Source organism: Acidisarcina polymorpha (assembly GCF_003330725.1).
GTDB lineage: Bacteria > Acidobacteriota > Terriglobia > Terriglobales > Acidobacteriaceae > Acidisarcina > Acidisarcina polymorpha.
On sequence record NZ_CP030840.1, the window covers coordinates 4,587,783 to 4,611,955 of the forward strand.

General features: G+C 57.0%; 30 protein-coding genes and 1 tRNA gene. 12 read left to right on the forward strand and 19 right to left on the reverse strand.

Going from position 1 to position 24,173, the window contains the following annotated elements:
• Positions 1-501 carry a hypothetical protein gene (locus ACPOL_RS19415; protein ID WP_114208518.1) on the forward strand — a complete coding sequence of 167 codons (501 nt, stop codon included), beginning with the start codon at positions 1-3 and terminating at the stop codon, positions 499-501.
• Between the two features lie 14 nt (positions 502-515).
• The gene (locus ACPOL_RS34940; RefSeq protein ID WP_236656895.1) at positions 516-659 is read left to right on the forward strand and encodes a hypothetical protein; all 144 of its coding nucleotides are present in this window, start codon (positions 516-518) and stop codon (positions 657-659) included.
• A 115-nt stretch (positions 660-774) separates the two neighbouring features.
• Here the strand turns inward: ACPOL_RS34940 and ACPOL_RS19420 are convergent, their stop codons facing one another.
• The 3 genes from ACPOL_RS19420 to ACPOL_RS35525 form a co-directional block, all read right to left on the reverse strand.
• Positions 775-1,671, reverse strand: a complete 897-nt coding sequence (locus ACPOL_RS19420) for an alpha/beta fold hydrolase (RefSeq protein WP_114208519.1) — start codon at positions 1,669-1,671, stop codon at positions 775-777.
• A gap of 183 nt (positions 1,672-1,854) precedes the next feature.
• Positions 1,855-2,169, reverse strand: a complete 315-nt coding sequence (locus ACPOL_RS19425) for an aldehyde dehydrogenase family protein (protein ID WP_338026681.1) — start codon at positions 2,167-2,169, stop codon at positions 1,855-1,857.
• A 723-nt stretch (positions 2,170-2,892) separates the two neighbouring features.
• Positions 2,893-3,024, reverse strand: coding sequence for a hypothetical protein (locus ACPOL_RS35525; protein ID WP_275066491.1), 132 nt, complete (start codon positions 3,022-3,024; stop codon positions 2,893-2,895).
• 429 nt (positions 3,025-3,453) lie between these two features.
• On the opposite strand from ACPOL_RS35525, the gene ACPOL_RS19430 reads away from it, so the two are divergent.
• Positions 3,454-3,705 carry a hypothetical protein gene (locus ACPOL_RS19430; protein ID WP_114208521.1) on the forward strand — a complete coding sequence of 84 codons (252 nt, stop codon included), beginning with the start codon at positions 3,454-3,456 and terminating at the stop codon, positions 3,703-3,705.
• Between the two features lie 215 nt (positions 3,706-3,920).
• Here the strand turns inward: ACPOL_RS19430 and ACPOL_RS19435 are convergent.
• Positions 3,921-3,996: transfer RNA gene (locus ACPOL_RS19435), tRNA-Ala, on the reverse strand.
• A gap of 317 nt (positions 3,997-4,313) precedes the next feature.
• On the opposite strand from ACPOL_RS19435, the gene ACPOL_RS19440 reads away from it, so the two are divergent.
• The 4 genes from ACPOL_RS19440 to ACPOL_RS19455 all read left to right on the forward strand — a co-directional run bounded on the left by ACPOL_RS19440 (position 4,314) and on the right by ACPOL_RS19455 (position 7,459).
• A complete protein-coding gene (locus ACPOL_RS19440) occupies positions 4,314-4,886 on the forward strand; it encodes a hypothetical protein (protein ID WP_236656896.1) in 573 nt (190 codons plus the stop codon).
• A 165-nt stretch (positions 4,887-5,051) separates the two neighbouring features.
• Positions 5,052-5,762, forward strand: a complete 711-nt coding sequence (locus ACPOL_RS19445) for an RNA polymerase sigma factor (RefSeq protein ID WP_114208523.1) — start codon at positions 5,052-5,054, stop codon at positions 5,760-5,762.
• Complete coding sequence (locus ACPOL_RS19450) at positions 5,759-6,451, forward strand: zf-HC2 domain-containing protein (RefSeq protein WP_236656897.1); 693 nt, start codon at positions 5,759-5,761, stop codon at positions 6,449-6,451. The genes ACPOL_RS19445 and ACPOL_RS19450 overlap by 4 nt, the downstream gene beginning before the upstream one ends.
• Positions 6,452-6,556: 105 nt before the next feature.
• A complete protein-coding gene (locus ACPOL_RS19455) occupies positions 6,557-7,459 on the forward strand; it encodes an aldo/keto reductase (protein WP_114208524.1) in 903 nt (300 codons plus the stop codon).
• Positions 7,460-7,484: 25 nt separating this feature from the next.
• Here ACPOL_RS19455 and ACPOL_RS19460 read toward each other — a convergent pair whose 3' ends face one another.
• The 3 genes from ACPOL_RS19460 to ACPOL_RS19470 all read right to left on the reverse strand — a co-directional run bounded on the left by ACPOL_RS19460 (position 7,485) and on the right by ACPOL_RS19470 (position 9,125).
• Complete coding sequence (locus ACPOL_RS19460) at positions 7,485-8,363, reverse strand: ATP-binding protein (RefSeq protein ID WP_114208525.1); 879 nt, start codon at positions 8,361-8,363, stop codon at positions 7,485-7,487.
• A gap of 148 nt (positions 8,364-8,511) precedes the next feature.
• Positions 8,512-8,694, reverse strand: coding sequence for a hypothetical protein (locus tag ACPOL_RS19465; RefSeq protein WP_114208526.1), 183 nt, complete (start codon positions 8,692-8,694; stop codon positions 8,512-8,514).
• Positions 8,691-9,125 carry a DUF6677 family protein gene (locus ACPOL_RS19470; protein ID WP_236656898.1) on the reverse strand — a complete coding sequence of 145 codons (435 nt, stop codon included), beginning with the start codon at positions 9,123-9,125 and terminating at the stop codon, positions 8,691-8,693. The genes ACPOL_RS19465 and ACPOL_RS19470 overlap by 4 nt, the downstream gene beginning before the upstream one ends.
• Before the next feature lie 79 nt (positions 9,126-9,204).
• On the opposite strand from ACPOL_RS19470, the gene hemB reads away from it, so the two are divergent.
• From hemB to sucB, 5 genes are all read left to right on the forward strand, one after another.
• On the forward strand, positions 9,205-10,194 hold the full coding sequence (gene hemB, locus ACPOL_RS19475) for a porphobilinogen synthase (protein WP_114208527.1): 990 nt from the start codon (positions 9,205-9,207) through the stop codon (positions 10,192-10,194).
• Between the two features lie 229 nt (positions 10,195-10,423).
• A complete protein-coding gene (gene lpdA / locus ACPOL_RS19480; RefSeq protein ID WP_114208528.1) occupies positions 10,424-11,842 on the forward strand; it encodes a dihydrolipoyl dehydrogenase in 1,419 nt (472 codons plus the stop codon).
• A gap of 251 nt (positions 11,843-12,093) precedes the next feature.
• The gene (locus tag ACPOL_RS19485) at positions 12,094-12,264 is read left to right on the forward strand and encodes a type II toxin-antitoxin system HicB family antitoxin (RefSeq protein WP_114208529.1); all 171 of its coding nucleotides are present in this window, start codon (positions 12,094-12,096) and stop codon (positions 12,262-12,264) included.
• Complete coding sequence (lipB, locus tag ACPOL_RS19490) at positions 12,265-13,083, forward strand: lipoyl(octanoyl) transferase LipB (protein WP_114208530.1); 819 nt, start codon at positions 12,265-12,267, stop codon at positions 13,081-13,083.
• 102 nt (positions 13,084-13,185) lie between these two features.
• Positions 13,186-14,865: a 2-oxoglutarate dehydrogenase, E2 component, dihydrolipoamide succinyltransferase gene (gene sucB, locus ACPOL_RS19495; protein ID WP_114208531.1), complete on the forward strand. Its 1,680-nt coding sequence runs from the start codon at positions 13,186-13,188 to the stop codon at positions 14,863-14,865.
• A gap of 69 nt (positions 14,866-14,934) precedes the next feature.
• Here sucB and purK read toward each other — a convergent pair whose 3' ends face one another.
• The 12 genes from purK to ACPOL_RS19550 form a co-directional block, all read right to left on the reverse strand.
• Complete coding sequence (gene purK, locus ACPOL_RS19500; protein ID WP_114208532.1) at positions 14,935-16,083, reverse strand: 5-(carboxyamino)imidazole ribonucleotide synthase; 1,149 nt, start codon at positions 16,081-16,083, stop codon at positions 14,935-14,937.
• Complete coding sequence (gene purE / locus ACPOL_RS19505) at positions 16,080-16,571, reverse strand: 5-(carboxyamino)imidazole ribonucleotide mutase (RefSeq protein WP_114208533.1); 492 nt, start codon at positions 16,569-16,571, stop codon at positions 16,080-16,082. Before purE ends, purK begins: the two co-directional genes overlap by 4 nt.
• A gap of 67 nt (positions 16,572-16,638) precedes the next feature.
• Positions 16,639-16,803 (reverse strand): hypothetical protein, encoded by a 165-nt coding sequence (locus tag ACPOL_RS33655; protein WP_161557452.1) that lies wholly within the window; start codon positions 16,801-16,803, stop codon positions 16,639-16,641.
• A gap of 8 nt (positions 16,804-16,811) precedes the next feature.
• A complete protein-coding gene (locus ACPOL_RS19510; protein ID WP_114208534.1) occupies positions 16,812-17,072 on the reverse strand; it encodes a hypothetical protein in 261 nt (86 codons plus the stop codon).
• Between the two features lie 23 nt (positions 17,073-17,095).
• On the reverse strand, positions 17,096-17,698 hold the full coding sequence (locus ACPOL_RS19515; RefSeq protein WP_114208535.1) for a hypothetical protein: 603 nt from the start codon (positions 17,696-17,698) through the stop codon (positions 17,096-17,098).
• A gap of 84 nt (positions 17,699-17,782) precedes the next feature.
• Positions 17,783-18,022 carry a hypothetical protein gene (locus tag ACPOL_RS19520; RefSeq protein ID WP_114208536.1) on the reverse strand — a complete coding sequence of 80 codons (240 nt, stop codon included), beginning with the start codon at positions 18,020-18,022 and terminating at the stop codon, positions 17,783-17,785.
• 78 nt (positions 18,023-18,100) lie between these two features.
• Complete coding sequence (locus tag ACPOL_RS19525) at positions 18,101-20,419, reverse strand: hypothetical protein (protein ID WP_114208537.1); 2,319 nt, start codon at positions 20,417-20,419, stop codon at positions 18,101-18,103.
• A gap of 20 nt (positions 20,420-20,439) precedes the next feature.
• Entirely contained in the window at positions 20,440-21,420 is a 981-nt protein-coding gene (locus ACPOL_RS19530) for a hypothetical protein (protein ID WP_114208538.1), read from the reverse strand.
• Positions 21,417-21,905 (reverse strand): hypothetical protein, encoded by a 489-nt coding sequence (locus tag ACPOL_RS19535; RefSeq protein WP_114208539.1) that lies wholly within the window; start codon positions 21,903-21,905, stop codon positions 21,417-21,419. Before ACPOL_RS19535 ends, ACPOL_RS19530 begins: the two co-directional genes overlap by 4 nt.
• A 33-nt stretch (positions 21,906-21,938) precedes the next feature.
• Positions 21,939-22,376: a hypothetical protein gene (locus tag ACPOL_RS19540; RefSeq protein WP_114208540.1), complete on the reverse strand. Its 438-nt coding sequence runs from the start codon at positions 22,374-22,376 to the stop codon at positions 21,939-21,941.
• Between the two features lie 34 nt (positions 22,377-22,410).
• Positions 22,411-23,034, reverse strand: coding sequence for a hypothetical protein (locus ACPOL_RS19545; RefSeq protein ID WP_114208541.1), 624 nt, complete (start codon positions 23,032-23,034; stop codon positions 22,411-22,413).
• 108 nt (positions 23,035-23,142) lie between these two features.
• Positions 23,143-24,111, reverse strand: coding sequence for a hypothetical protein (locus tag ACPOL_RS19550; RefSeq protein WP_114208542.1), 969 nt, complete (start codon positions 24,109-24,111; stop codon positions 23,143-23,145).
• Positions 24,112-24,173: the final 62 nt, after the last annotated feature.

A 24,173-nucleotide genomic window follows, 5' to 3' on the forward strand; every position in this document is an offset into this window, starting at 1 on the left:
ATGTGTCGCTGGGTCAGGGTCCGCGCGATCGCCGCGCAGGATCCTACACTTTCTGAGGCCCTGCATCCTGCACTTCCTTACATCGGCGCGGAGGTAGGCTGCGGGTCCAAATTCGCGCCGGTGGGTAAAGTGAAGGGCAGTGAAGACGAGCATCTAGAGAATTCCACCGACCAGCACCATGGAGGTGCGGCCGACGGCGTAATGGAGGCCGTCAGGAAAGAAGCTCGCGACGATGACGAAGACAGCGCATTGCTGGCCGATCCAACCTGCGGGCGGGCTGACATCGAAGAGCAGGGCATAGTTGATGGCGGCAAAGACGAGAAGGAGGACAACGAGACCAGTCGATTCTGCGCCGATACTGCCGGCCAACGTAGCCAAGGCGATGCCGAAGGTGAGCGTACCCATGCTGAGGAGAGTCGAAGCAAGGGTTCGTGTAAGATGGCGAAGCCGACGGTGAAGGCGGCGCCTGCGGCGATGGCTCCTGCACCGGGGATGACCTGAGCGCTGACCGATGATTGAGCACAATCGCTACGGCAATCGTTGCGCGTACCCCGTCTATGGGCGTGCGCTTCACCCAGGGGAAGACGGTGGTGTCGGTGGAGATTGAGAGGACACGAGTTAGCTTCACGGTTACAGGTCCGGTCACGACCGCGGAATAGTGTGGCGCAAATTCACCATTCTCACCATGTTCTTACTGTGGAGCATTGCCTCGTCCAGGCACATGGTAGACAAGTTCATTCCTTCAGCTTGAGCCAGTCAGATGCCTCCTCCGAGTCACACGGTCAGTCGCAAGGCATCCTCGATCATTTGCGCCACTTTGCCGGGCGCCTCCTGCGGCGCACAGTGCCCAACCCCTGAGAGTAGCCGTCGCTCATAGTAGGCCGTGAACATGCCTTCTTTGCCCTCCGACCCCGCCGGCGGACTTACGCGATCGTCCTCGCCTTGGAACCCGATCGTTGGCACTGTAATCTTTGGCTGCTCCGCGAGTCTTGCTTCAAGTGGCTCTAGCGCAGGATCTCCCGCGGCGTTCCCATATCGATGGCGATAGGAATGGATAGCCGTGGCTACAAAGTCCGGGTTTTCGAAGGACAAGGCCTCCCGCTCAAAGAGCCCCGCGTCGAACCAGTTTGGCGACCACAGCCGCCACAGCTTCTCGCTGAGCGCCTTACGGTTCATCTCCAGTCCCACGCGCCCACGGTCCATATTGAAGTACCACTGGTACCACTGCTGATACTCCAACTCCACGTCGCCAGGCGTCTTCGACGACTTCTTGATGTCTTGAATAGCATAGCCACCGGCGCAGACCAGCCCTCGCACCCGTTCCGGCCAGAGCGCCGCTACGACAGTCGCCGCCCTGCCGCCCCAATCGTAGCCCATCAGCGTGGCGCGCACGATCCCCGCCTCGTTGAGGAGTTCGAGGACGTCGTTTCCCAGGGCCGCTTGCTGACCTGATCGAAAACTATGCTCTGAGCGATACCGCGTCGGTCCAAATCCGCGCAGATACGGTACAAGGATTCGGCGGGTTCCGTCGCGGATTTTGTCGATTACTCCATCGAAGCAACGCGGGTCATACGGAAAACCGTGAAGCAGAAGAATCGGCTCACCATCCTCTGGCCCGGTTTCTTCAACAGCCATTTCCAGCGAGTTCGTCTTCATCGTCAACATCTTCATAAGCCGTTCCTCCTCGGGGTGCCAGGCCTGAACTCGTTGACACCGCGTCTCACACCGCACCTGATGCTGCCCGTATTGCAAAGTCTGTCGATCTGGTCATCATTCCCTGCCGTCCGACCGCCTTTGCCCTAGCGGCCGTGAGCGACGCCTTCTGGATTATCCAAGCAGCTAAGGAATCGGTTGTCATGGTGCCCTCCGCTTGCCTTCCACTTTGTCTGTCGCGGCGGGTGCGTCGGCAGACATCTGCGGCCCATGCTCGGCATGCCAGTCAGCTTCAGTAACGCACTTTTCGATCTCCGCTTCGGCCTCGGCTGTAAGTTTGCCCATCTCTCGTGTAACGACCGTTGCGAGCGCAGCCTTTTCTCTCCTCAGAACAACCGCGAGGCTTGTAAGGAGCTTTGCGCGTTGATGCACTGATACTTTCCTAAATGACTGAAAAGCTCTATCCGCGCCCACGAGAGTGGCTTCGATTTCTTTGGAGTGAAAAAATCGGTTCACCCGTTGCAGGATTTACGGTCGTAAATGTTGACGAACTGATCTGATCTCCTCAAGAAACTGGTGGTGGGTTGATCGGGACGTCATCCAGAACCTAAGACGCCAAGTGCGGCAGCACGTATCAATTTACCGATGCGCAAAGCTTGGCTCGGCGAGGAAAGACATTAGTGGCGCTTCCGGATGGTATAGCTCCTTCGCAAAGCCGAAATTTCTCCTCGTAGCGGAGACTGCTCCACTTCATGCTTTCTAGAAGGTAATGGCGGTGCCTTAAGAGGTAAATGCCCAAACCTCTCGAAAATCCGCCTAATCCGGGTCCGAAACACACGGATCGGAAGAAGGGCTGACTCGAGGATGCCGAACATACGACGGGCTTGCCTCTAGAAAGGTCGATGTTGTTCCCGACGGAAGCGACGGCTACTTCAAGAAGAGACGCCCGTCTACTTGCAATGTGACCCGATAGAAGTGTTCAGCTTTGCGGGGTACTGCAGCAATCATGACCCTGTCATCAGCCCAAAGCGCTCTATATCCTCGCGGGCCGTAAGTTGGGGACCGGCTTCGGCCGCCGCGACAGGGTCTTTTAGGCGCGAGCCACCGCTGATGACACTCTGCTATTTGCAGAATTGCCCTGGCTCCTTAAGAATTTATGTGCAAAATTAGCGTCTGGCGCCTGAGGCTTCCTTTAGGATCCGCTATGGTTATTAGGGATCCGCTATGGTTATCGCGGGATCACGCGCTGCTGCCATCCATGTTGAAGGTGAGTGGCGACAGATTCGTCGCCGTTACTTGCCCAGCATTCCCGTGCGAGCGGCCCCCGTGCGTGATGCGGCCTCGCGGTTCGACCGCCGTGGCCTCCACCATGACGAGGGCCCCAGCCTCCCAGAGCAAACCTGCCACGGTGTACGAGGTGAAAGTCGTTCGCTAAGCCATCCTTTGCCAAGTGCATGCACATCGGCGAAATCATGGTGCGGTTGGAAACTGTGACGCTAAGAAGAGTGATTGGTTCAAAGAGCCTTGCCAGATTTTCCTCTCAGCCTGCAGAGGGCTGCCTCGCGCGCAGTGGATGCCTCGTCGATGATTGTTTCTGAAGTCACATCCCTGAGATATATATTCGGACGGATTGAAAAAAATAGTTGCTTCTTATCTCCGTAGGCGGTGTAGAGACGTGAGGCAGGTCTGTCAGGAGGGGTACGACAAGAGGAAGCCGTGTCGAGGCAAGAACAAGGACAGGTATGGATTGCCGCCGTCTGATCCGGAGGCGTTCATCTTCCTTGCCGGTTCGGATCGTTCATGGATCCGAGCAACTATCGGAAGCGGGTTCTGCACAAGCTGGCGGAGGACCTCGCCTTACCGAAGCTCAATTTCCAGGTGATCCGCCGCACCATCGCGACGCTGGCCCAGAGGAAGGGCACGGTTAAGGATGTTCAGGGAGTCATGCGGCACACCCGTGTCGCAACCACGACCGACATCTATATGCAGGAGATTGCGGAGGAGTACGCGCAACTGTCGACTCCATCCACGACGAGCTCGACGGCACGATGAAGAAGCTGGCCGGCAAGGTCGGCCCACAGACAGCAACGACAGCATCCGCGCTGGTGAATTAGCGGGCGAAAATTGTTGGCGGTGAACTCGAAGCGAGGGGCTTCAGGAGGGAGGCGAACGATTACTGGCACGTTTGAGCAACGAGGCAAATAGAAATTTGCTACCAAGTTGCTACCAAACTGTTTTGGAAGTGTCCGCTATGTTGTTGAAAGGATTGGTGGACCTGATCGGGATCGAACCGATGACCTCTTCCATGCCATGGAAGCGCGCTCCCAGCTGCGCCACAGGCCCACATTGCTCAACTTCTTCATTCTCGTTGAGTCTGGGCGGTTCGTCAATGATGGAGGGGCCGGCAGATACCAATCAGCGGCTTCCACAGTCCTATTGCGGCTTAGGCTCCAAGGGTGGACGAAAAAACGTAAGATTTAAGGATGGCTATTTCGATTCTCCTTCGCGACAAAGCTGCACGATTTCTCTCTCGATCCGCCTGGAGAGAAATCCCGGATTTTGGAGACCTTGCGGTCTCGAGCCATCTAGCTCGCCTTGTCGGTGTGCTTTTCTTTTGTTGGAGTGCCTTCGCGGTTGCTCAGAGTGCACATCCTGCACCTATGCCGTCAGCGACTGAGGCCCTGAGGCCAACGCTGAACCAGATCAGCGAAGTTATTGCCTCCCTCAATGTGGGTCGCTGGAAGGCCCCTGGTGAAGTGAGGAGCGTGATGCAGCGAGACGTTGATTCCATACAACGCGACCTTAGCTCCACACTGCCCCCGCTTCTGGATCAGGCGAACAAGCCACCCACTTCGATGGCATCCTACTTTGCGGTTTATCGCAACATCGATGCCCTTTACGACGTTCTGCTTCGGGTCTCGGAGACAGCGACGTTGGCCGGGTCCCAGACAGACGGCAGTAATCTACAGGGCGCCCTGTCCAGCCTGGAGGGCGCCCGGAGGGACCTTGGCGACGCAATTTCTCAGCTGGCTGTAACGCATGAGCAGGAGCTTGCCAACCTGAGAAGTGCTGCTGAGGCTGCAGCCGCTGCGGCGGTGGCAAAGCCAGCAGCCCCTACCAAGACAGTGGTGGACGATGGCCCAACTGCATCCGCGAAGAGCGCCCCGTCTGCGAAGAAGAAGAAAAAGCTCGCGAGTGAGCCACCGCCGAATGCAGCTCCCGCTCCGCAATAGAAGGCAAAACGTCTGAGGGACCGAATTGAGTGCTCCCGGTGTCTAAAAGAGCAGAGTGAGCGAGACACTCGGCCGCCGGCGGCGAATATCTTCGGCAATCGATCTGTTGGCGGTCGGATGGCGACAGCCTGATTGCAGTCCTGTTACTGTAGGAGGTGCTTCTTCGTGCAAGCGGAAATCGTTGTGGGAAACGTAGCAGGCATCGCCGTCATCAGACCAGAGGAATCCGCGATCATCGCCGAGTTGAAGGCCGGCTCGGAGGAGGCTTTTGCCTGGCTGATTGCCACCTACCACCAGCCGCTATACAGCCTCGTCGCTCGCACCGTTCCCGATCCTGCGGATGCTGCCGATCTGACACAGGATATCTTTATTAAGATTTACCGGGGAATTGGAAGTTTCCGTGGCAACTCCAGCCTCCGCACCTGGATTTACCGAATCGCTCTCCACGAGGCGCTTAATCAACGTCGTTGGTGGAGCCGGCATAAGCGACAGGAAGTTACGATCGAAGCGGAGTCGGGCGACACGAGCGATGGCCAACCAATCAGCATCAAAGACACCCTGATCGACGGGCATCAGTCGCCCTTCGATTTTGCGGCGGCGCAGCAGGTTCGTGACCGGGTTGAGGAGCAGCTTCGCCGGTTGCCCGAGCCGTTTCGGACCGTAGTCGTTCTCCGCGACATCGAAGGTTTCGCCTACGAAGAGATTGCCGACATTCTAGGCATCAACTTGGGTACAGTGAAGTCCCGGCTGATGCGAGGGCGCGCCCAACTGAAAACCTTACTAGCGCCATTTGCCAAGGCAACGGCAACGCCGTTAGGTACTGGATCCGGCAGGATGAACTCCTTCGACAACTTGCAGACTGAGGAGGCGCTATGAGGCTGATCCCAGGCACGTGCGGGAGAATACGAGCTCAGTTTTCAAGCTATCTCGACGGCGCGGTCACCGGCGTAGCGATGCAAAGAATTGATGCCCATCTACGCAAGTGCGAGGCCTGCGCCAGAGAGTTCAATGGATTGTGTGCCACTCAGTCGGCGCTGGCATCGCTCGGGACATTGAAGGCGCCCGCCGATCTTTCGTTGCGGCTGAGGGTGGCTATTTCGAACGAACGCGCCAAAACTCCGAGCCACTTCATCTCTGGTCTCAGGATCAAGTGGAAGAACACCCTCGCTCCGTTTCTCTTACAGGCGTCGGCTGGCTTCGCGAGCACGATCTTGTTGGTCGGTACGGTGGCTCTCCTCATTGGCATGTTTGCGACGCCCGAGCCGCTTGCGGCCCGCGATGAACCGTTGGGCAGGGCATCCAGCCCTCGATTTCTCTATTCCGCGGTGGAAACTGAGACGGTTCCGATCGGTGGACGCGATAATCCTGTCATCGTTGAGGTCTATATTGATGGAGCCGGCCGGGTATATGACTATCGCATCGTCTCCGGCCCGAGCGATCCCGCGACCCGTTCTGAACTCGAGAACGTTCTGCTTTTCAGCGTCTTCGAGCCAGCGCGCTCGTTTGGACAGCCAGTTCGCGGCCTGGCTGTCCTCTCCTTCACTGGCGTCTCGGTAAGGGCCTAATACCTTAGCGTTTCCTGCCTCTAGCTGGCCTTTGTGGGCCGCCTCGAACCCGTATATTTCCCATCTTTGAGGAACTGAGGCATATGCCTCGGCATCTTAAGTACCATGGCGACTCAAACGAACAAAATAGGGCAGAAGGTTGCAGGACAGAGCGGAGCTTTTGCTTTGGGCGGCGATCTAAGCATTAAACGCCTGGGTTTCGGGGCTATGCGCATCACCGGAGACGGGATCTGGGGAGAGCCCAAAGACCACCATGAAGCGATTCGTGTTCTGCGGCGCACCGTCGAGCTTGGCATCAACTTCATTGATACAGCCGATGCCTACGGGCCCGAAGTCAGTGAGCAACTGATTGCCGAGGCGCTTTACCCTTATCCCAAGGAACTGGTCATTGCGACCAAGGGTGGACTTACACGCCAGGGAGCGAACCAGTGGGCGCCAGTAGGTCGACCTGAATATCTGATCCAGTGTGTGGAGATGTCGCTGCGACGTTTGAAGGTGGAGCGCATTGACCTTTGGCAACTACACCGCATAGATCCCAAGGTCCCCGTGGAGGAGTCATTAGGTGCGATTAGGCAACTTCAGCAGCAGGGGAAGATCCGGCATGTGGGGCTCTCTGAAGTGAAGCCGAATGAGATTGACAGAGCGCGCAAGACGGTCGAAATCGTCAGCGTTCAGAATCAATTCAACATCGGCGATCGCAAGCACGATGACACCGTGAACTATTGCACCGAACACAAGCTGGGATTTATTCCATGGTTTCCAATCGCCGCAGGGAAGTTGGTCCGTCCTGGGGGTCCTCTCGAAAAAGCCGCCACCAAGCATGGGGCGACGATCTCACAGTTGGCGCTTGCGTGGCTTTTGCACCATTCACCGGTGATTTTGCCGATACCGGGAACCTCTACTGTGAAACATCTCGACGAGAATACGGCTGCTGCCGGTGTTCATTTGGATGAGGGTGAGTGGAAAGAACTGGAAGCAGCCGTAGCTGAAGCAAGCCAAACCGATTAGACGGTAGGGCAGTGAACTGTTTCGCTTACTCGGGTTTCGAACTGGGAGTGGGATGCTCGTCGAAATACTTGATGAGCAAAACGTCGTTTCCCTGTTCGTTGTAGATAAGATCATCAACCAGTTTTTTCGAGAGCATAACTCCGAATCCTCCCGGACGAATGCCCAGTGCGTCCCTGACATCAAGGTGTCGCACGGGCTCTTCGGGGGGGTTGGAGATGGCTGCATGAGACAGCTCGCTCAACGAAAAGCCCTCCCCGGGATCGCGTACCCGGTACAACGCCATGCGCTTGCCGCAAACGTATGAGACTTCGACGAGTCTGTCCCAGTTAAATTTGCCGCCATATTCCATGGCATTCATTAGGATTTCCTTGAGCGCAAATCCCATGGACTCGCGGTCTTTCGCCTCCAAATGTGAAATTTCACTCATGAATTGAATGACACGATCGGCAGTCATGAGTTCGCAACGAGCAATCAGTCTGAGCCAGGCCGGGGTTGCCGAGTCGACTCGGATACCATCCCGCCAAGGAGCGTCTGAGGCAGCGTGGCGTAGCATCTCGTCAAAGGCTGCTTCAAAATACGTCTTGGAAAAATAGCTAAAGGCGCCAGCCCGCATGGCAGCAATGACATCTTCGGGACTGCCCTCAAGTGGCCGGAGTATCACTTTCGTCTCCGGCTGAACGTCCAGGACACTCCTCAGAAGCTCCACGGCCTCCTGACTTGAGGTCTCCTCGCCGGTCAAGATGAGGTCCAGAGTCTCTGTTGTCAGGAGGGTTTTTAATGCTTTGTCTGAGCCAATGCGCAAGATTCGCCAATCATTGAGAATGCGCGTGACTCGGGCAGTGATCGCGTCTTCGCAGCAACAAACAACTGCCACTTTTTGCCGAATCTGAGTTTCAAGGCTCATGGCTCGTCAATAGCTTAGTGCAATTGCACCTGCAAGCTCTCAGCTATTTCGTTTGCGTCGTTGTGGGCGTATCCAAATTGAGAGGGAGAGGGCTGCAAACGAGGCCATCGAGGTATCGCGGCACCCGCTCGGCGCTTTCTGTGTCAACTCAGCGCCGGATCAGCCACATGAGCCACCCAGCGCCGACCACGGCCACAACAAACATTGCAAAGCAGTAAAGCCCATATTTGACCATCGCCTGCGTGGTTGAGCGCTGGGTGATTCCAAAAACAACCGAGGCAAGGGCGGCGAACAGCAACACCGCCGCGAAATGCGAGGGAGCAAAGGTCATGACTTTCTACCAATTCCAATGTTGTGAGCATCAATGGCGGCAATAAAGTTCAACAAGCCAGCCACCACAGCGAATTTCGTGCCGTAGTCGGCTGTTGCAATCTGCACTGCGCCGTGCCCATAGTCGAGAGCACGAGCGACGATGTACAAGAGGCCCGCGCCCAGATCTCCAACAAAGCCAAGAATGTTAAGGATTTCTCCCGCATTGGGGGAATACAGCTTGCCCTGCATCGCCACGCCGAGCACGAACATGCAGGTGATTGAAAGGAATAGAAAAAGGCCCCGAAAAGGACGCTTCACCAGCACATGACCGGCGCCAGGGATCAACCACCCCAAAATCAGCGCGAAGTAGGCGTAGGAGGAAGAATGGGAAACCGGGTCGGTGCCCCGATGAGCGGCGCCCTTAGCGGGCAGATGAACATTCGAAGCCATTCTTCCTGAATATACAGGAACTTGGTGCCCCTCCGCCCTCCGAACGACTAACCATAAAGGCTGCCGGTAGTATTGTTCTATGGAATTTCCTGTCACCCGGCTACGGCGTCTGCGGCGGACGGCGGCGCTTCGTTCCTTAGTGCGCGAAACCCGGCTCGAACCCGAATCGCTGATCTACCCGCTTTTTTTGTGTCCAGGTGAGGCGGTCCGTAAGGAAATCAGCTCCATGCCCGGTGTCTTTAACCTCTCTATCGATGAGGCAATAAAAGAGGCCGCTGAGGCGGCGTCCCTGGGCATAGGCGGGCTGCTGCTATTTGGGCTACCCGAAGAGAAGGACGAAAATGCCAGCGGAGCCTGGGCAGAGGACGGCATCGTTCAGAAGGGGATTCGCGCCTTGAAGGCCACACGCGGCCTGGACGATTTAGTCGTCATCAGCGACGTCTGTCTTTGCGAATACACCTCCCACGGTCACTGCGGGGTGGTCAAGCGGGAGGGCGATCTCTACGAGATAGAAAATGACTCCAGCCTGAAGCTGATCGCCCGAACCGCAGCCTCGCTCGCCGCGGCTGGGGCTGACATTGTTGCGCCATCCGACATGATGGACGGGAGGGTGTCGGCGATACGCAAGGAACTGGACGAAAAAGGGTGCTCTCAGACCCCGATTCTCTCTTATGCCGCGAAGTTTGCCTCGGCCTTCTACGGTCCGTTCCGGGAAGCAGCAGATTCCGCCCCGCAGTTCGGCGACCGGCGCAGCTATCAAATGGATGGCGCCAACCTGCGAGAGGCCATGCGCGAGATCGAGCAAGATCTGGTCGAAGGCGCCGACATGATTCTGATGAAGCCAGCCATGCCTTACCTGGATGTGATTCACGCTGCACGGGACCGCTTCGACGTCCCAATCGGAGCGTATCAGGTCTCTGGGGAATATTCGATGCTACAGGCAGCATTCGCTCGAGGCTGGCTCGATCCCGAGCGAACTATGCTCGAAACACTACTATCCATTCAGCGGGCGGGCGCCGGGTTCCTTGTGACCTATTTTGCGAAGCAAGCCGCGCGCGCGCTCGCTTAAAGCAGTTCGCTGCAAGGATTTCGACAAAAGCAGACAAATTGCTGGGCGCGTCCAACTCGTCCCGGGCTGTCGTCGAAGCGCGTGAATCCGACCGGTCTGCCCAAACATCTCGTACAACGGGTATGTGAAGAGCCATCGTCGAATATTCCTGCTTCGCGTAAACTAAAGTGTTTGCCGGGAGTGGACTCCGCGGCACGACCTTATCGCCTATCCAGAACGGGAGCACTACTTGGCAGAGACAATTTTTGATGTAGCAATTATCGGTGGCGGCCCCGCCGGATACACCGCAGCCATTCGCGCCGGCCAGTACGGTCTCAAGACTGCCCTTATCAACGACAACGAGAAGCTCGGGGGCACCTGTCTGCTTTGGGGTTGCATCCCGACCAAGTCGCTGCTCTTTGACGCCGAAGTTTATGACCATTTCAAGCACGCCAAGGAATACGGCATCGACGTCCAAGGCGAGGTCAAGGTCAACTGGCCGGTTGTGCTTCAGCGAAAGAACGACATCATCGCCAAGCACGTCAAGGGCCTCAACTTCCTCATGCGGAAGAACAAGGTGACGACGATCACCGGCTACGGAAAGCTCACCGGCCCAGCGAAAGAGGGTATCCACACCGTTGACGTCGAAAGCGGAGGTCAACATCAGTCGATCCAGGCGAAGAACATCCTGCTCGCGACCGGTTCCGATGCCAAGATGCTGCCCGGTCTCAGCCCCGACGATCGCGTCTTGACCAACATAGAAATCCTTGCCATTCCGGAGATACCAAAATCCATGGTCGTAATCGGCGCCGGCGCGGTGGGTGTCGAGTTTGGGTCAATTTTTAATAGCTTTGGCAGTGAAATCACCATCGTCGAGTACTTGCCCCGGCTAGTGCCGGTCGAGGACGAAGAGATCAGTAAGGAACTTGCGCGGAGCTTTCGCAAACGAGGCATCGATTGCAACACCGGCGCCAAGTTCGAGACGGCGGAGAAGACCGAGACCGGCGTCAAGGTGACCTACACCACCTCCGACGGCAAGCAGGTGGTGAAGGAAGCGGAGAAGGTTCTAGTCGCTGTCGGCCGTGGGCCGCGCACCGAGGGTGTCGGCATCGAGAAGACGAAGATCAAGACGGAGCGTGGGTTCGTGCACGTCGACGAATGGCAGCAGACCGACGAGTCCGGGATCTACGCCATCGGTGACATCGTCGCCGGATTGCCCCAGTTGGCGCATGTAGGAGGTATGGCCGGCATGGTCGCCGTCGCCCGGATCGCCGGCAAGTACGCGCGGCCGATTAAGCGCAACCGCATTCCCGGCTGCACCTACACGGAGCCGCAAATCGGCAGTGTCGGTTTGACCGAGGCAGCCGCCAAGGAGAAGGGTCACGAGGTCAAGGTCGGCAAGTTTCCGTTTACAGCGAACTCCAAAGCCTCGATCGTTGGTTCGCATGAAGGCTTCATCAAAGTAGTCGCGGACAAGAAATATGGCGAGATCCTCGGCGTCCACATCATCGGCCCTCAGGCAACCGAGCTGATTGCCGAAGCCGTAGTAGCGATCGAAATGGAAGCTACCGTGGAAGACTTGATGTTCACCATCCACGCCCACCCGACACTTGCCGAAGGAATGCTGGATGCCTTTGGCAGCGTGGAGGGAATGGCGATCAACGCTTAAGATGTTGCGAAAGTTCGAGTCTGTGGAGCAGGCCGTCATTTAGTTCACAGACATTCGCTGCGCCTGAAGTCATTTGGCCCTCCTTATCCCTGTGGCTAAAGATCATTGGCCAAAGGGGCAGGATTTTCCGTTGAAGTCTTAGCAGCGAGCGACCACTCATCGATCTTTGGATGGGTTTAGACTTGGATAGCCAAGTTGGCTCGTAAGAACCGAGGACGTTTGAGGGGTCGTCCTTTAACTACCGCGTCAATTTGCATAGGTCAGAAGAAGGCTACTGCGTCTCGTGGCCAAGCCTGCCAGGCTGCCATTCTCAAGGTGAGACCAAGGGAGAGGCGTTGGAGAACATCAAGTTGACGATTCAGGAGTACCTGGAAGCCAAGGCAAAATTGGAAGTTAGTCCTGGCGAACAGATCAGGCTGTAAATGATCCTCAACCTCCTCCAACTCGGCCGAATCACTTACGCAGAAGCCCTCACCCTCCAGCGCCAACTCGTCGAACTCCGCCATCAACAGCGCATCGACAACACCCTTTTACTCCTCGAGCATCCGCCAGTTCTCACCCTGGGGCGCAATTCCCAGCGGCAGAACATCCTCGCTGATGACGAACTTCTAGGCCGGCGCGGGGTAGAGGTTCACGAGATTAACCGCGGTGGAGACGTCACCTATCATGGCCCCGGCCAGCTCGTCGGTTATCCAATCCTCGACCTGCGAAGCTTCACCCCGCGGCTGGGAGTGGTCGAGTACGTGCGCATGCTTGAAGAAGTCCTGATCCGTACCTGTGCCGGCTACGGCATCGTCACCCAGCGTATTCCGAAACGAACTGGCGTCTGGACGTTGCCCCGCGGTTCGATTTCCGAAAAGAAGATCGCGGCCATCGGCGTTCATATCTCTCGGGGCATCACCTCGCACGGGTTTGCACTGAATGTCACCACCGATCTCCGGGATTTTGATCTCATCGTTCCCTGTGGAATCGCCGACCGGCCGGTTACCAGCTTGGAGAACGAGATCGATACAAGAACCCGTCAGTCTCCCAACCTGGAAGATAGTGGGAATACCGCCGCACGCCATTTCGGCATAGTCTTCGGTACACAAGTCCTTCGGCGGGCGTCGTTAGAAGACCTTTTGAGCGACGCTAAGCAGCCGACAGGGGAAACGCCGCAATTGGTTCCAGAAGACACTCCGCTAAGCATCCCAAAAGAGCTGAAAAGGCTCAGAGGACAAGAGGAAACAGTTCTCGCGTAGACTGGAAGGTTGCCGAATCGGTCCCACCCCTCGAACCGTCGGAGAAGGATCCGTGATCGATTTTGCGAATATCTGCTTGATTGACAATTGGAAGGGAAACCAATGCCGACTGACGTAATCATGCCCCAGATGGGCGAGTCAATTTTTGAAGGAACCATTACCAAATGGCTTAAGAAGACCGGAGATGTAGTCCAGCGAGACGAACCGCTCTTTGAAATTTCGACCGATAAGGTCGATGCCGAGATTCCGTCTCCCGCCGCGGGTACCCTGACCGAGATAAAGGTAGGTGAAGGCACGACCGTCCAGATCAACACCGTGGTTGCCGTGCTCTCTGAAGATGGCAGCGGTGCCCTTCCCGCAGCGCCGACCGACCTGGCCGCACCCTCTGCAGAAGCAGTCCCGGCCGCTAAGGCATCACCGAAGGAAGCTCCAGCTGCCGCCACCGCGCCCCCGGCTTCTTCAGCCGGTCCTGCGACCGACGTGGTTATGCCTCAGATGGGCGAGTCGATTTTCGAAGGAACCATTACCAAGTGGCTCAAGAAAGTTGGGGACACGGTCAGCCAGGACGAACCACTCTTTGAAATCTCGACCGATAAGGTCGATGCCGAAATTCCATCACCCGCCGCCGGAACCCTCACTGAGATTAAGGTGCCCGAGGGAACGACCGTCCAGATCAACACCGTGGTCGCCGTGATTGGAGGAGCCAATGTTGCTGCAGCTGCAACCGCACCTGCTCCGGCCGCGACATCGAAAGCTCCTGTGGCAGCACAAGTGGTTCCAGAGCAGGTGGTTCCAGAGATCGATGAAGAGGTCAGCGCAGAAGGCGTTCGCTCATCGCCGCTGGTTCGAAAGATTGCAAAGGACAACAACCTTGATCTGAGCAAGCTGAAAGGTACCGGCTCCGGGGGACGCATCACCAAGGAAGACGCATTGGCGGCTGTCGCCCAACGGGGTGCGGCAGCGCCTCCAGCGGCAACTCCGGCGCCAGCCCCAGTCACCCAGCCCGGCGTCCCCGCCGCGGCTGCACCCAAGGCCGCCCCAGCAGCGCCGTCCCTCCCTGCGCTTTCCGGTGAGCTAGTGCCGCTTAGCAGAATGCGGGCCATCATCGCTCAGCGCATGGTCGAGTCCAAGCACACCAGTCCCCACGTCCACACCTGCTTCAAGATCGATCTGACAAAGATCGTTCGCCTTCGCGAAAAAGAGAAGACGAAATACGAACAGCGGAACGGGGTCAAGCTCACTTACATGCCCTTCATTACTCGGGCGGTGGTCAACACATTACGCAAGATGCCAATCGTGAACGCATCCATGGAGACAACCGGGGAAGGTGCTGGCATCCGCTATCACCAGAACGTAAACATTGGCATCGCTGTAGCGCTCGATTGGGGGCTGATTGTTCCAGTCATCAAGCAGGCTGAGGAGAAGAGTTTCCTTGGGATTGCTCGCGCCATCGTCGATCTAGCCGAACGCGCCCGCGCGAAGAAACTGAAGACCGATGAAGTCAGCGGTGGCACTTTCACCATTACCAATCCCGGTATCTTCGGCGAACAGTTCGGCACTCCCATCATCAATCAACCCGAGAGCGCAATCCTGGGCGTGGGCGGCCTCTTTAAGGAGCCGACCGTAATTACCGACGAAAGCGGCTCAGATTCCATTGCGGTGCGGAGCATCATTCGCCTTACCCTAGGTTTCGACCACCGTATCGTTGATGGCGCCGACGCAGGCCGGTTTATGCAGGAAGTCAAGAAGTACCTGGAGAACTGGAACGAAGATATCGGCTGAGAAATGTAGGTGGACCTGACCCAGGGGCAGGCTTCGCGCCTGCCCCTGCTTTCTCTGAGGCTAATGCCCTTACAAAAGCCGCTCTGCTTCCAAGACCCGCGCAATCGCTTCCTCCGGAGTCGCTCCAATCGCCGAGAGGTGCCCCATCTTTCGCCCCTTGCGCGGCTGGTGTTTCTCATAGAGATGCAGACGCACTCCCGGGACCGCCAGTGCCAGATCGAAACGCGGTTCGCCTTTCAACCAGGTGTCCCCAAGCAGGTTGGCGATCGCCGCGGGCTGCACGACGCTTACATCGCCGAGCGGAAGGTCACAGACAGCCCGTACCGCTTGCTCGAATTGGCTGGTAACGCAGGCTCGTTCACTGGCGTGGTAGCTGTTATGAGGGCGCGGAGCAAGCTCATTGACCAGCAGGGAACCCTGCTTGGTGAGAAACATTTCGACTGCCAGCAATCCCTCGAGCTTCAACTCCTCCGCTAACCGTAGGGCGATCTGTTGAGCCCGTTGTTCAAGTTCCATGGGGATCGACGAGGGAATGACACTCCAGACAAGAATCTGATTCTCGTGATGATTGGCAGCGGAAGGGAAACTCTTGACCTGGCCGCTTGGCGTGCGTGCCACCATCACCGATATCTCTTTCTCCAGGTCCAGGGCCTGTTCTGCAATGCAGGGCCTTTCCCCTAGGGACAACCAAGCTTCATGAACTTCTTCGTGGACCGGACCCAACCGTCCGCTGAATCCGATCTTGGCTTGTCCCCGTCCATCGTATCCGCCACGCGCAGTCTTCACGAAACAGCGGCCGCCAAGCGCCAGGGCGGACTCTTGAAGGTCCGCCTCATTCTCAATTGCTCGATAGCGTCCGACCGGGAAGCCGTGATCACGCAACCAATCCTTCTGGACAATCCGATCCTGAATGATTTGCATGAGCGCCTTGCTTGGTCGAACCGGAGCGTATTGTGCAGCAGCCTCGAGGCAAGCGAGCGAAATCTGCTCAATCTCCAACGTCACGACGTCCGAGCCGCGAGCAAGGTCGGCGGCAACTTTGGCATCGTCCCAATCACCTTCGAAGCATGCGTCAACGACGAACCGCGCTGGGCAGGATGGGTCCGGATCCATCACGTGAATGCGATAACCAAGCGAACGAGCGGCCATCGCCATCATACGGCCTAGTTGACCGCCGCCCAGAATGCCGATGGTTGCGCCAGGAAGGATTGCGGTCATTGAGGAAGCTCTTCTGCAAGCACTTCGTCACGGCGCGATTCGCGCCATCCCCTGAGTCGTCCCCGCAGACCTCCATCCTGCAAGGCCAGGATTTCAGCGGCCAGCAACGCCGCGTTCGCTGCGCCTGGTTTGCCGATTGCCAGTGTGCCTACCGGAACGCCTTTTGGCATTTGCACAATCGAGAGCAGGGAATCAATGCCATTCAGAAGCGTAGCCGGGACCGGTACGCCGAGCACAGGCACTAGGGTTTTAGCCGCCAGCATTCCCGGTAGGTGGGCTGCTCCGCCAGCTCCGGCAATGATCACCTGCAAGCCTCGATCTTCGGCTTGCTCCGCATAACGGAAGAGCCAATCCGGAGTGCGATGGGCTGAGACCACTCGTACCTCATGCGCAATAGAAAATTCAATAAAGATATCGATGGCAGGCTTGAGCACCTCATAGTCGCTCTTGCTGCCCATCACGACGCCGACGAGCGGGTGCGATTCCATCCTGTGATTATATGGGCTCGCGCCATGCTCGCGGCGCCTTACCGTGGCAGGTTCTCCGACGATAACTTTAAAGCTTGATCTTCAGGGAATCGGCCTTTGAGGCCATTGTCTTCTCGATCGAAGACTCTTTTTTCGAAAGCCATGCATGGGTCAGCCTGAGGATGGCTCCCGAATTTGCCGCCGCCAACCCCGCCAACACTCCGCCCGCCACAAATCCAATCCCAAACTCCATAGCGCCTCCTAGTTGCTGTTCTGTCCCGATTGCGTTTTATGGTCCAATATGGATGCCCCGCGGTTGATTGCATAGAGCGAGCCGCACACCAGAGTTACATAGCCGCCGACCGCTCCTAGATCTGGCAACTGTTTGTTCCGTAAGACCAAACCAGTCACCCATCCGAGCGAAAAGATCACAACCAGCACCATACAAAACCTGGCGCTGGAGACGTTTCCGTCGGACTCGGACAGCATGGAACGAAAGAACGGTTTATTCCAGTTATCCATCGTGGCTCCTTGTTGAACCTGATCTATTTATGGTGTGCGAGTGCGTACACGACGACACCTGTGCCCGTGCCTATCGCGAACCATTTTGCTGCACCTACGGCGCGATGCCAAACAGATCCACCCTTTGCCGCAGTCTTCCACTCGTCGCGTTCGGCTTGGGTCAGTTTCAGTTGCTCCCCATTGTTTTGCTGAGTTGCAACGCAGGCATTCAATTTTACGTCGTTCTCCTGACAAGTAAGTTCAGCATCACGAATGACCTTGAAATCTACCTCCGGGATAACGACCGTTTGAGCCCCAGGAGTGGCCTGCGTCGCAGAGTCTTTCGGCGCCGTGTGTACCTCGAGCGGTTCGGGAAGATCGGCAAGCACGTCGGCGTCGGTGATGAGCTGGGTCGCGGTAACTGGTCGCCGCCTCTGCTCCTCGATTGAGGAAAGCCTCGTCTTCAGTGCCAGCTGCGCTTTTGTTTGCTGCTGCACCAGCCCCTCAATCTGTTTTTGCTGCTGGCCGTTTTCATTCGCCGCTTTGAGGCGTGCATCGTGTTCCTGCTTCCACCCGTGAACCCCGAAAAGCGCCACCAGTAGAACGATGGTTCCTGCAATCACAAGAAAACTCGACTTTATTGTCAAGGAGTACTCCTCACTGCCCGAAAGCTTGATTCGAGGCGAGAGATCATCTGCCTCCTAACTCCACTTGTAGAACGTTGGCTGATCCTAGCGCTCATGAAGGTAGCGGACTGCCACTTCAATCAGAGTGAAGATCACACCAAAAGCTGCGATAGCTCCCTTTGCGTGTTGTATTCCGCGTTCGTGCTGATCAAGTCGGTGTTCCAGCGCATAGAGCCGGCCCGGCTGTCCAGCGCCCACCAGGGACGCCATCTGGTTCTTCAATACCGCCATCTCACTCTTTACCAGCGAGAGGTCGTTGAGCACGGTTGTCTCGAAATCTGTCATCGCTTCCACATCGCTTTCGAAGTATCGTCTGTTTCCGCAGCAATGTCGCCATCACTGTTACAGAACAAGACAGTGCGATCACAAAGGAACGTTGATGAAGACCGCGCTGGAAAAGCGCGAGTAATTAGCAGGCGACGAAGCGTCGTATTGACGGATGAAGTATTGCTCGATTGCGGCCTCGCGGGGAATGGCGAAGTTGGATACGGGGCTCCGCAGTACCAGGTCGGCATCATTGCTCGGTCCGAAGTACCAGTCCCGGCGTCGCACCTCAAAGCCGCCCCCGGCCGGTGGACTCACTCCCGCTGCTATCTGAATGACTGTTCCTGTAACCGAAGACACTGCCAATAGCGTCAAGCTCGCGAGTACCGTCACCGCGGTCTGCGCCTGCTGTGGCAACCAGGCATCTTTGGGCACGCTAATTGACACTTTCATGGAGAGTGCCTCTGCCCAGTCATTGGCGAACTCGATTGTGTAGCGGGGTAAATCGGGCGATGAGGTGCTGGCCTCGATCGACACCGCACGAACCACCAAGCTCACGTTGATCCCCAGAGAGATCGAATTCACCGCCAGCAAATCTCCCGGCCAGAAGTCTTGAGGAGCCTGCAAATTGAAGCCCGTATAACTTCCCGACCATGCCGCGTCACGGCTGGTCGTCTGCGCAAGCAGAGTAAACGCCGCGTTTTCACAATCTGCCGAGCTGCGAGTAACCGGACTCGTAACGCTTCCTATCCACCGTGCCGTTCCCGGGATAGTGCCGTTTCCTTCTGCGCCGACGCTGGCTGAGTTGGCTAATCGAGCCACGGAACGATGCGCAGTTCGATACGTCACGGTGATGGTTTCATTAGCCGCTGGTATTGCGCTTGTGTAGAACCGCAGTCTTCCATTCCGCTCAATCCGGGCATCCGCACCCTGAGTGGCTAGCCCAAGTTTCCGCGTAAACGCACTTCCGCCTGGATCTTGACTCATAACCCAGACAGCACCCGCCTCAGTCACATGGATACTGGCGATGCTTCCAATCAGATTCGTGCTATTCACTGGAGCAAAAGTTACTAAGGCCGGTGAACTCACCACCCATCCGTCGTACAGCACCGTCGATATGTCGGTCGCTCCACTAGTCGTGTCCTGTACTTCGATGACCAACTTAGCTCCCGCCGGTATGGCATTGCCTCCGTAGCTGACTTCTCCGTTGCTTCCTACTGCATAGTAGGCGGCCAGGATCCGCTGAATCTCGACGCAATAGGTCCGAATGCGCAGGGTATAACTGTGTCCCGCTGTCGGAGTGAACGTGGCGCCCGCTGCGACGCCCTCTATTAATGGAGAAACAACCGTAGCCCCTGCCACTTGCTCTACCAGAAAACCTGCGAAACATCCAGCCGCGCTCACTGAGCCCGTATACAGCCCGCAGACAATCCCCGCGCTCAACGCTCCGAACTGTACCCCTCCCGCCTCAATCACCAATGCTCCGCCGACCTCCAGCTGATCGATAGCCACAACCGCTGTCTGTCCGTCGATGCCATTCCCTCCACTCAAGGTCAGACCGGCTGCGGTAAGGCTGATGTGCCCTCCGCCATCCTCGATCTGCCATAACACTGGATTGATGACCGCCCCCTGGAACAGATCGACCAAGGCTTTCGAGTGCGACGCGGTAGGGAAGTAGGGAAGAAGAGTCAGATCGAAGACCACCGTGCTGCCATCTCCGGAGAAAATCTCGGTGACATAGGCTGCTCCCTCCTCGGTCCCGCAAACGGTGATGTCATTGGCCAGAGTCTTTACTCTGGATGCGTTAAGACTCTTCACCTGCAGCGTCCCCGCAGATTCGCTTAGCACATGAGTCACAGTGCCGATCGGAGCCAAACTTAATGTGCCGGAAATCGCCGAATAAGCGGAACGTGCCATCGCTGCAATCGAGCCCGCGTTCTGCGACCAGCATTGCCCTGGATCAGGCATAAAATGCCCCACAGAAACCGGAGTGGCCGCTATATTCAGTGTCAGAAGAGTTGGATCCACCCTCGAGGTGAGTGCTGAGAGGAGTCGCCCCGCCGTCTGGCCGGCGGTCGCACGCGTCTGCGGAACGCTCTGCCGGTCCAGTAGCACTTCATCGCTTTCCGCCGTGAGCGTAAGCTGGCAAATAGCGCCGGTTGTTCCAGCACCTGCAAGCTCGCGTGCCGGTTCAGTGACCACATAGCCGGTGAACAGGACGACGCCGTTGTCATCTGTAACAATTACTCTTCCGTTTCTAAGGGGTGTCTCTGGTCCTGGAGCATTCAGCGCCAAAGCAAACGAGCAAATGGACGGCACATTCAGCTTCCGCGTTATAGAGACGGGCGGTTTGTTCAAAAGCGATCCGGAGTAGTCGATGGTTCCATTGCCGTTGAGATTGTCAATCGTCAGTTTCAAAGCACTGTCCCTTCCTCGCTTTAAAGCAATGTCATCGGACTAGGCAGGAAGCTGCGGAAACAAAGCACCTGCTCGCCATCGTTCGCATCAATGACCGGCATCGCTCGAAAGCTGGCACTAAGTGTTATCCAATCCAATAGCGGGATCAGTGTCTCAATGCTTTCGTGTGCGCCACCCATCGGCTGCAAGCGAGGATAGTGATAGAGGATCCGCTCCCGCTGTTCCCCGAGCATTACAAAAAGCGCCGACCACTCCTGAAAGAAGGAGCCACCTTCCCGATCGACGAATCCCTCAATCACTTGAAGCCTCATATTGGTCACCGGTGCGCCGGCGGGCAGAGCTTGAGCCAGCGTTAAAGCAGTTCCGCTGACCGACGCAACCAAAGCCACGTTGAAGCTAACCCTCCGTACGTAATCCGGATCGTTGTTCACACTCGCTGCGCTGCGAACATAAGCTGCGCTGACCCCGCTCCCGACGAATCCCGTTTGCCCGCCATAATCCAAATCGGCGACGACCATCTGCCCCGCATGAAAACTAGCCAGGTTCGCCGAAGGAAGATAGAGCGTCGTCGCCGTCGATCCAGGAAGCAAAGTCACCGCCGGCTTACCAGTACTTCCAGAGCCGTTCGCAGCGAGCGCTGAAGCGGGCGCCAGCAGGTTCATGTGTTCCGATCCTGCGCTAAGCGCCATCGACAACTTCTTCCAGGCAAGAAAGCGGAACGCGACGCTCGCTCCAATCATCTCCCGCATTTGCACTTGAGGAGCAGCGGGACTGCCTACGTTGAGAACACCCACCGAGCTGGCCGATGTTCGAGAAAAGTCGGCGATCCATCCAAGGTCGATCCAAGGAGATGGAGGACTATCCAGATTGAACGATCCATTGACCGACGGGTCGAAGATCGTGGGCTGCCCGGCCGCGCGGTTCACCGGAGCAAAGTAGGCCCGCACTCTTCGTGTCAACGGCGTCGTCGGTGTCGTATACGTCACAGCGGCTGTGCTCATAGCTCTCCCGGTTCCTGGTAGGCAAATACGGTAACGGCGGCAGAACGCGTCAGGCGGTCGCGGAGCGGAATGACCGCGGTAAACGCGGCCGCCGTCCAGAAAACCGGAGTGTTCAATTGCAAGACCGGGCTCTGGGCATAATTGAGCTTTGGCGTTGACGGCGGTGAAAGGATACTGACAACTTCAGCATCCATCTCCTCCATAGCCCGCCCTCGGTCTAAACCCGATGCCACTTGCGTTCCACCGGTCGTGTAGTGGATTTCGCAAACCATCTGCGCCATCACCAAAGGCAGGTAAATATCTGTCTGAAGTCCTCTCCAGCGCAAAACAAAAACATCCGCTGGCAGCATTGCAACTACCGCCTCCGCCTCTTCCACTAAGATTCCGGGACGCTGAGTACCACGCAACAGCATTGTCCGATTTGGATTCAAAAGCGCCAGCCTGTTGCGCAAGGCGACATAGAAGGTGTCCTTCGCATTTTGCATATTGTCCTCCGTCACGCCGTCAAAGCCGTATCGTCAAAGGGCTTGAGCTAACGCCTCTCGTAACTGCAGCCGATACAAATAGGCTTGACCAAACACCTCGGGCGCCGTCACTGCTTCGATCATGAACAACTTGCCATTGACCGTCACTCCCGCTGCTTGCGTAAACAGCGCATCGGCGGAACTCAACTGCAACGCTCCGACCAGCGCCTGGATCGCAGAGGCGGAGATTGACAGCTCAAACTTCTCCGGCTCGCCCTCCAGCATGGGTATGCGCACCCGGCGGAAGATGGCAGGGCTAAGCGGAAGCTGCTGGTAGGTCTGTGGCGTGATGCCGATCTGCGCCGCATCTCCCGCCGCGGCGTATACCGGCATCTGCAATCCAACCGAGAACCCGCCGAGGGAGCGCAGCAAAGCGTCCGCGGCACGCTGCGCGATCGGGCTGTAAATTCGAACACTTAGATCCGCGCTCATTGTGTCCTCTCTTTGTGCATTCCGCCGGCACCGCTCATCCTAGCCGATTTGCGATGTAAGGCCGCAGCAGCGCAGCCACTTGGCTATCGATGAGCGAATTAGAAAAATAATTCATCTGCAGCGTGTCTAACCTGCTCGACTTGACATTCAAGGATGGCGTCGACTGCATGTTCTTGATGATCTGCGCGCACGCCGACATCACGTCATTGCCGATCGCCATCAGGCCCACCGTGTAGGTGATCGCGACCTCGTTATAGGGAAGCCCCAGAATGTTCATCGGGAAGATTAGTTCTCCAGTGTCGAAGACCCAATCAATGGTGCTAGGGTCGACAAATGTCCATGCGCCCGGCAAGCCGAATGCCCAGGCTATCTCCGCCTGCACCGGGTAAATAAGTTCACCTCGGCGAGGCCGCGCATACCTGGCATTGATGCTCACCAGCGGTGAGCTCGACGGCGGAATCGCGACCAATGGAAGATAGCTCAAACGCACCGTCTGCGCGCCCTCTGTCAACCTCATCCGTTCGGCGTATTGTGCCGGATTCAGACTGGTGCGCCGGCAGTAGGACTCCATTAGAGCTGAAGCCGCCGTCACCCGGTCATCGGTCGTCGCTGGGTCCAGGCCGAAATTCGTATAATCCGTTGGCTGCAAATATCCCATGCTGGCACTCTCAATCGGTGGTTCCGCTCAACTTCGAAAATCAACAAGAAAGGCCAGTCCATTTCGGACTGGCCCGATCGTGCGCGGACTCAGCGGCTTCCATACCGCCTAGCGGTCAACAAGGACCTGATAGTGCGCGTAACTTGCGCCCTTCACCACGACCCCGCCAAACTTGACAGCAACATACTGAGAGGCAAGCGAGCCGGGGACTCCAAGCTGGAAGATCCGCGGCGAAGGATCGCTCAGCCAGTGGTACTCGATCATGTCCTCGGTCACAATGTAGGCCGGAAGCACCGCCGATCCCGAACCCGGCGTACCCGTGTAAGGAAGCGCCCACTCCGGGATCAACGGAAGCTCGCCGGCTTGAGTCGAAAGCGTCTTCACCGTGAAACCGGCGTTGATCTCCTTCGTCGCCAACACCACGTTGAATTCGGTCTTCATCTCTCGATCGATCAAATCCAGCAGCACCGGATTGGCATAAATGGCCGTGGGACGAATCTGATAGTTGGCGTTCGCCACCATCTGTGCGATTGTGGATTTCAGTCCATCCACAATGCTTGCCGTGGTGCCGATCGTCGTTGTGTTTCCACCCGCCACAATTTGGCCTATGGCGCCGAAGTACTGCGCCGTGGTTGGCGTTGAGAGCGACGTGTCGCTTCCGCTCCACAACCCAACATCATGAGTGGTGAGCACCCCCTCGACCGTATCCACCAGGTCCTTCGCCTGCAGATAGGCGAACTGCTTCTGTTGATTGCTGAGTTCGATATCGAACAAGTTGTAATTAATCTGTGCCACGATCGCCTTGAGCGGCACACTACGTTCGACTCGCGTCGGGCTGACAGTTGGAGCCACGATCGCGCGCGGATTCACAAACCCGGCCGAACCCGGATTCGGAATTGCCGTCTCTTCAAAGAAGCGCGACGGATGACCGGTCGCCGGCACTTGCTTGATGCGCTGGCCGAAGATGCCCCGGCGGCGAACAATATCCGTAATCTCCGTTTGATAGAGGGGAACTTCGATCGCACCAGGTCCGATAAAATCAGCTGCCGAATGGATGTCAAAGAAATTAGCGTTCATAGGTTCTTTCCGCCTGAACAGGCTCTCGCAGGTTAGGGGCACTAAAGTGCCGCTACTGTTAC

Excerpts from the sequence above, each read along its gene's own strand:
- ACPOL_RS19415 (WP_114208518.1), top strand. The coding sequence starts at position 1 with ATGTGTCGCTGGGTCAGGGTCCGCGCGATCGCCGCGCAGGATCCTACA.
- ACPOL_RS19420 (WP_114208519.1), bottom strand. The coding sequence starts at position 1,671 with ATGAAGATGTTGACGATGAAGACGAACTCGCTGGAAATGGCTGTTGAA.
- ACPOL_RS35525 (WP_275066491.1), bottom strand. The coding sequence starts at position 3,024 with ATGGTGGAGGCCACGGCGGTCGAACCGCGAGGCCGCATCACGCACGGG.
- ACPOL_RS19430 (WP_114208521.1), top strand. The coding sequence starts at position 3,454 with ATGGATCCGAGCAACTATCGGAAGCGGGTTCTGCACAAGCTGGCGGAG.
- ACPOL_RS19440 (WP_236656896.1), top strand. The coding sequence starts at position 4,314 with ATGCCGTCAGCGACTGAGGCCCTGAGGCCAACGCTGAACCAGATCAGC.
- ACPOL_RS19450 (WP_236656897.1), top strand. The coding sequence starts at position 5,759 with ATGAGGCTGATCCCAGGCACGTGCGGGAGAATACGAGCTCAGTTTTCA.
- ACPOL_RS19455 (WP_114208524.1), top strand. The coding sequence starts at position 6,557 with ATGGCGACTCAAACGAACAAAATAGGGCAGAAGGTTGCAGGACAGAGC.
- ACPOL_RS19460 (WP_114208525.1), bottom strand. The coding sequence starts at position 8,363 with ATGAGCCTTGAAACTCAGATTCGGCAAAAAGTGGCAGTTGTTTGTTGC.
- ACPOL_RS19465 (WP_114208526.1), bottom strand. The coding sequence starts at position 8,694 with ATGACCTTTGCTCCCTCGCATTTCGCGGCGGTGTTGCTGTTCGCCGCC.
- ACPOL_RS19470 (WP_236656898.1), bottom strand. The coding sequence starts at position 9,125 with ATGGCTTCGAATGTTCATCTGCCCGCTAAGGGCGCCGCTCATCGGGGC.
- hemB (WP_114208527.1), top strand. The coding sequence starts at position 9,205 with ATGGAATTTCCTGTCACCCGGCTACGGCGTCTGCGGCGGACGGCGGCG.
- lipB (WP_114208530.1), top strand. The coding sequence starts at position 12,265 with ATGATCCTCAACCTCCTCCAACTCGGCCGAATCACTTACGCAGAAGCC.
- sucB (WP_114208531.1), top strand. The coding sequence starts at position 13,186 with ATGCCGACTGACGTAATCATGCCCCAGATGGGCGAGTCAATTTTTGAA.
- purK (WP_114208532.1), bottom strand. The coding sequence starts at position 16,083 with ATGACCGCAATCCTTCCTGGCGCAACCATCGGCATTCTGGGCGGCGGT.
- purE (WP_114208533.1), bottom strand. The coding sequence starts at position 16,571 with ATGGAATCGCACCCGCTCGTCGGCGTCGTGATGGGCAGCAAGAGCGAC.
- ACPOL_RS33655 (WP_161557452.1), bottom strand. The coding sequence starts at position 16,803 with ATGGAGTTTGGGATTGGATTTGTGGCGGGCGGAGTGTTGGCGGGGTTG.
- ACPOL_RS19510 (WP_114208534.1), bottom strand. The coding sequence starts at position 17,072 with ATGGATAACTGGAATAAACCGTTCTTTCGTTCCATGCTGTCCGAGTCC.
- ACPOL_RS19520 (WP_114208536.1), bottom strand. The coding sequence starts at position 18,022 with ATGACAGATTTCGAGACAACCGTGCTCAACGACCTCTCGCTGGTAAAG.
- ACPOL_RS19530 (WP_114208538.1), bottom strand. The coding sequence starts at position 21,420 with ATGAGCACAGCCGCTGTGACGTATACGACACCGACGACGCCGTTGACA.
- ACPOL_RS19535 (WP_114208539.1), bottom strand. The coding sequence starts at position 21,905 with ATGCAAAATGCGAAGGACACCTTCTATGTCGCCTTGCGCAACAGGCTG.
- ACPOL_RS19540 (WP_114208540.1), bottom strand. The coding sequence starts at position 22,376 with ATGAGCGCGGATCTAAGTGTTCGAATTTACAGCCCGATCGCGCAGCGT.
- ACPOL_RS19545 (WP_114208541.1), bottom strand. The coding sequence starts at position 23,034 with ATGGGATATTTGCAGCCAACGGATTATACGAATTTCGGCCTGGACCCA.
- ACPOL_RS19550 (WP_114208542.1), bottom strand. The coding sequence starts at position 24,111 with ATGAACGCTAATTTCTTTGACATCCATTCGGCAGCTGATTTTATCGGA.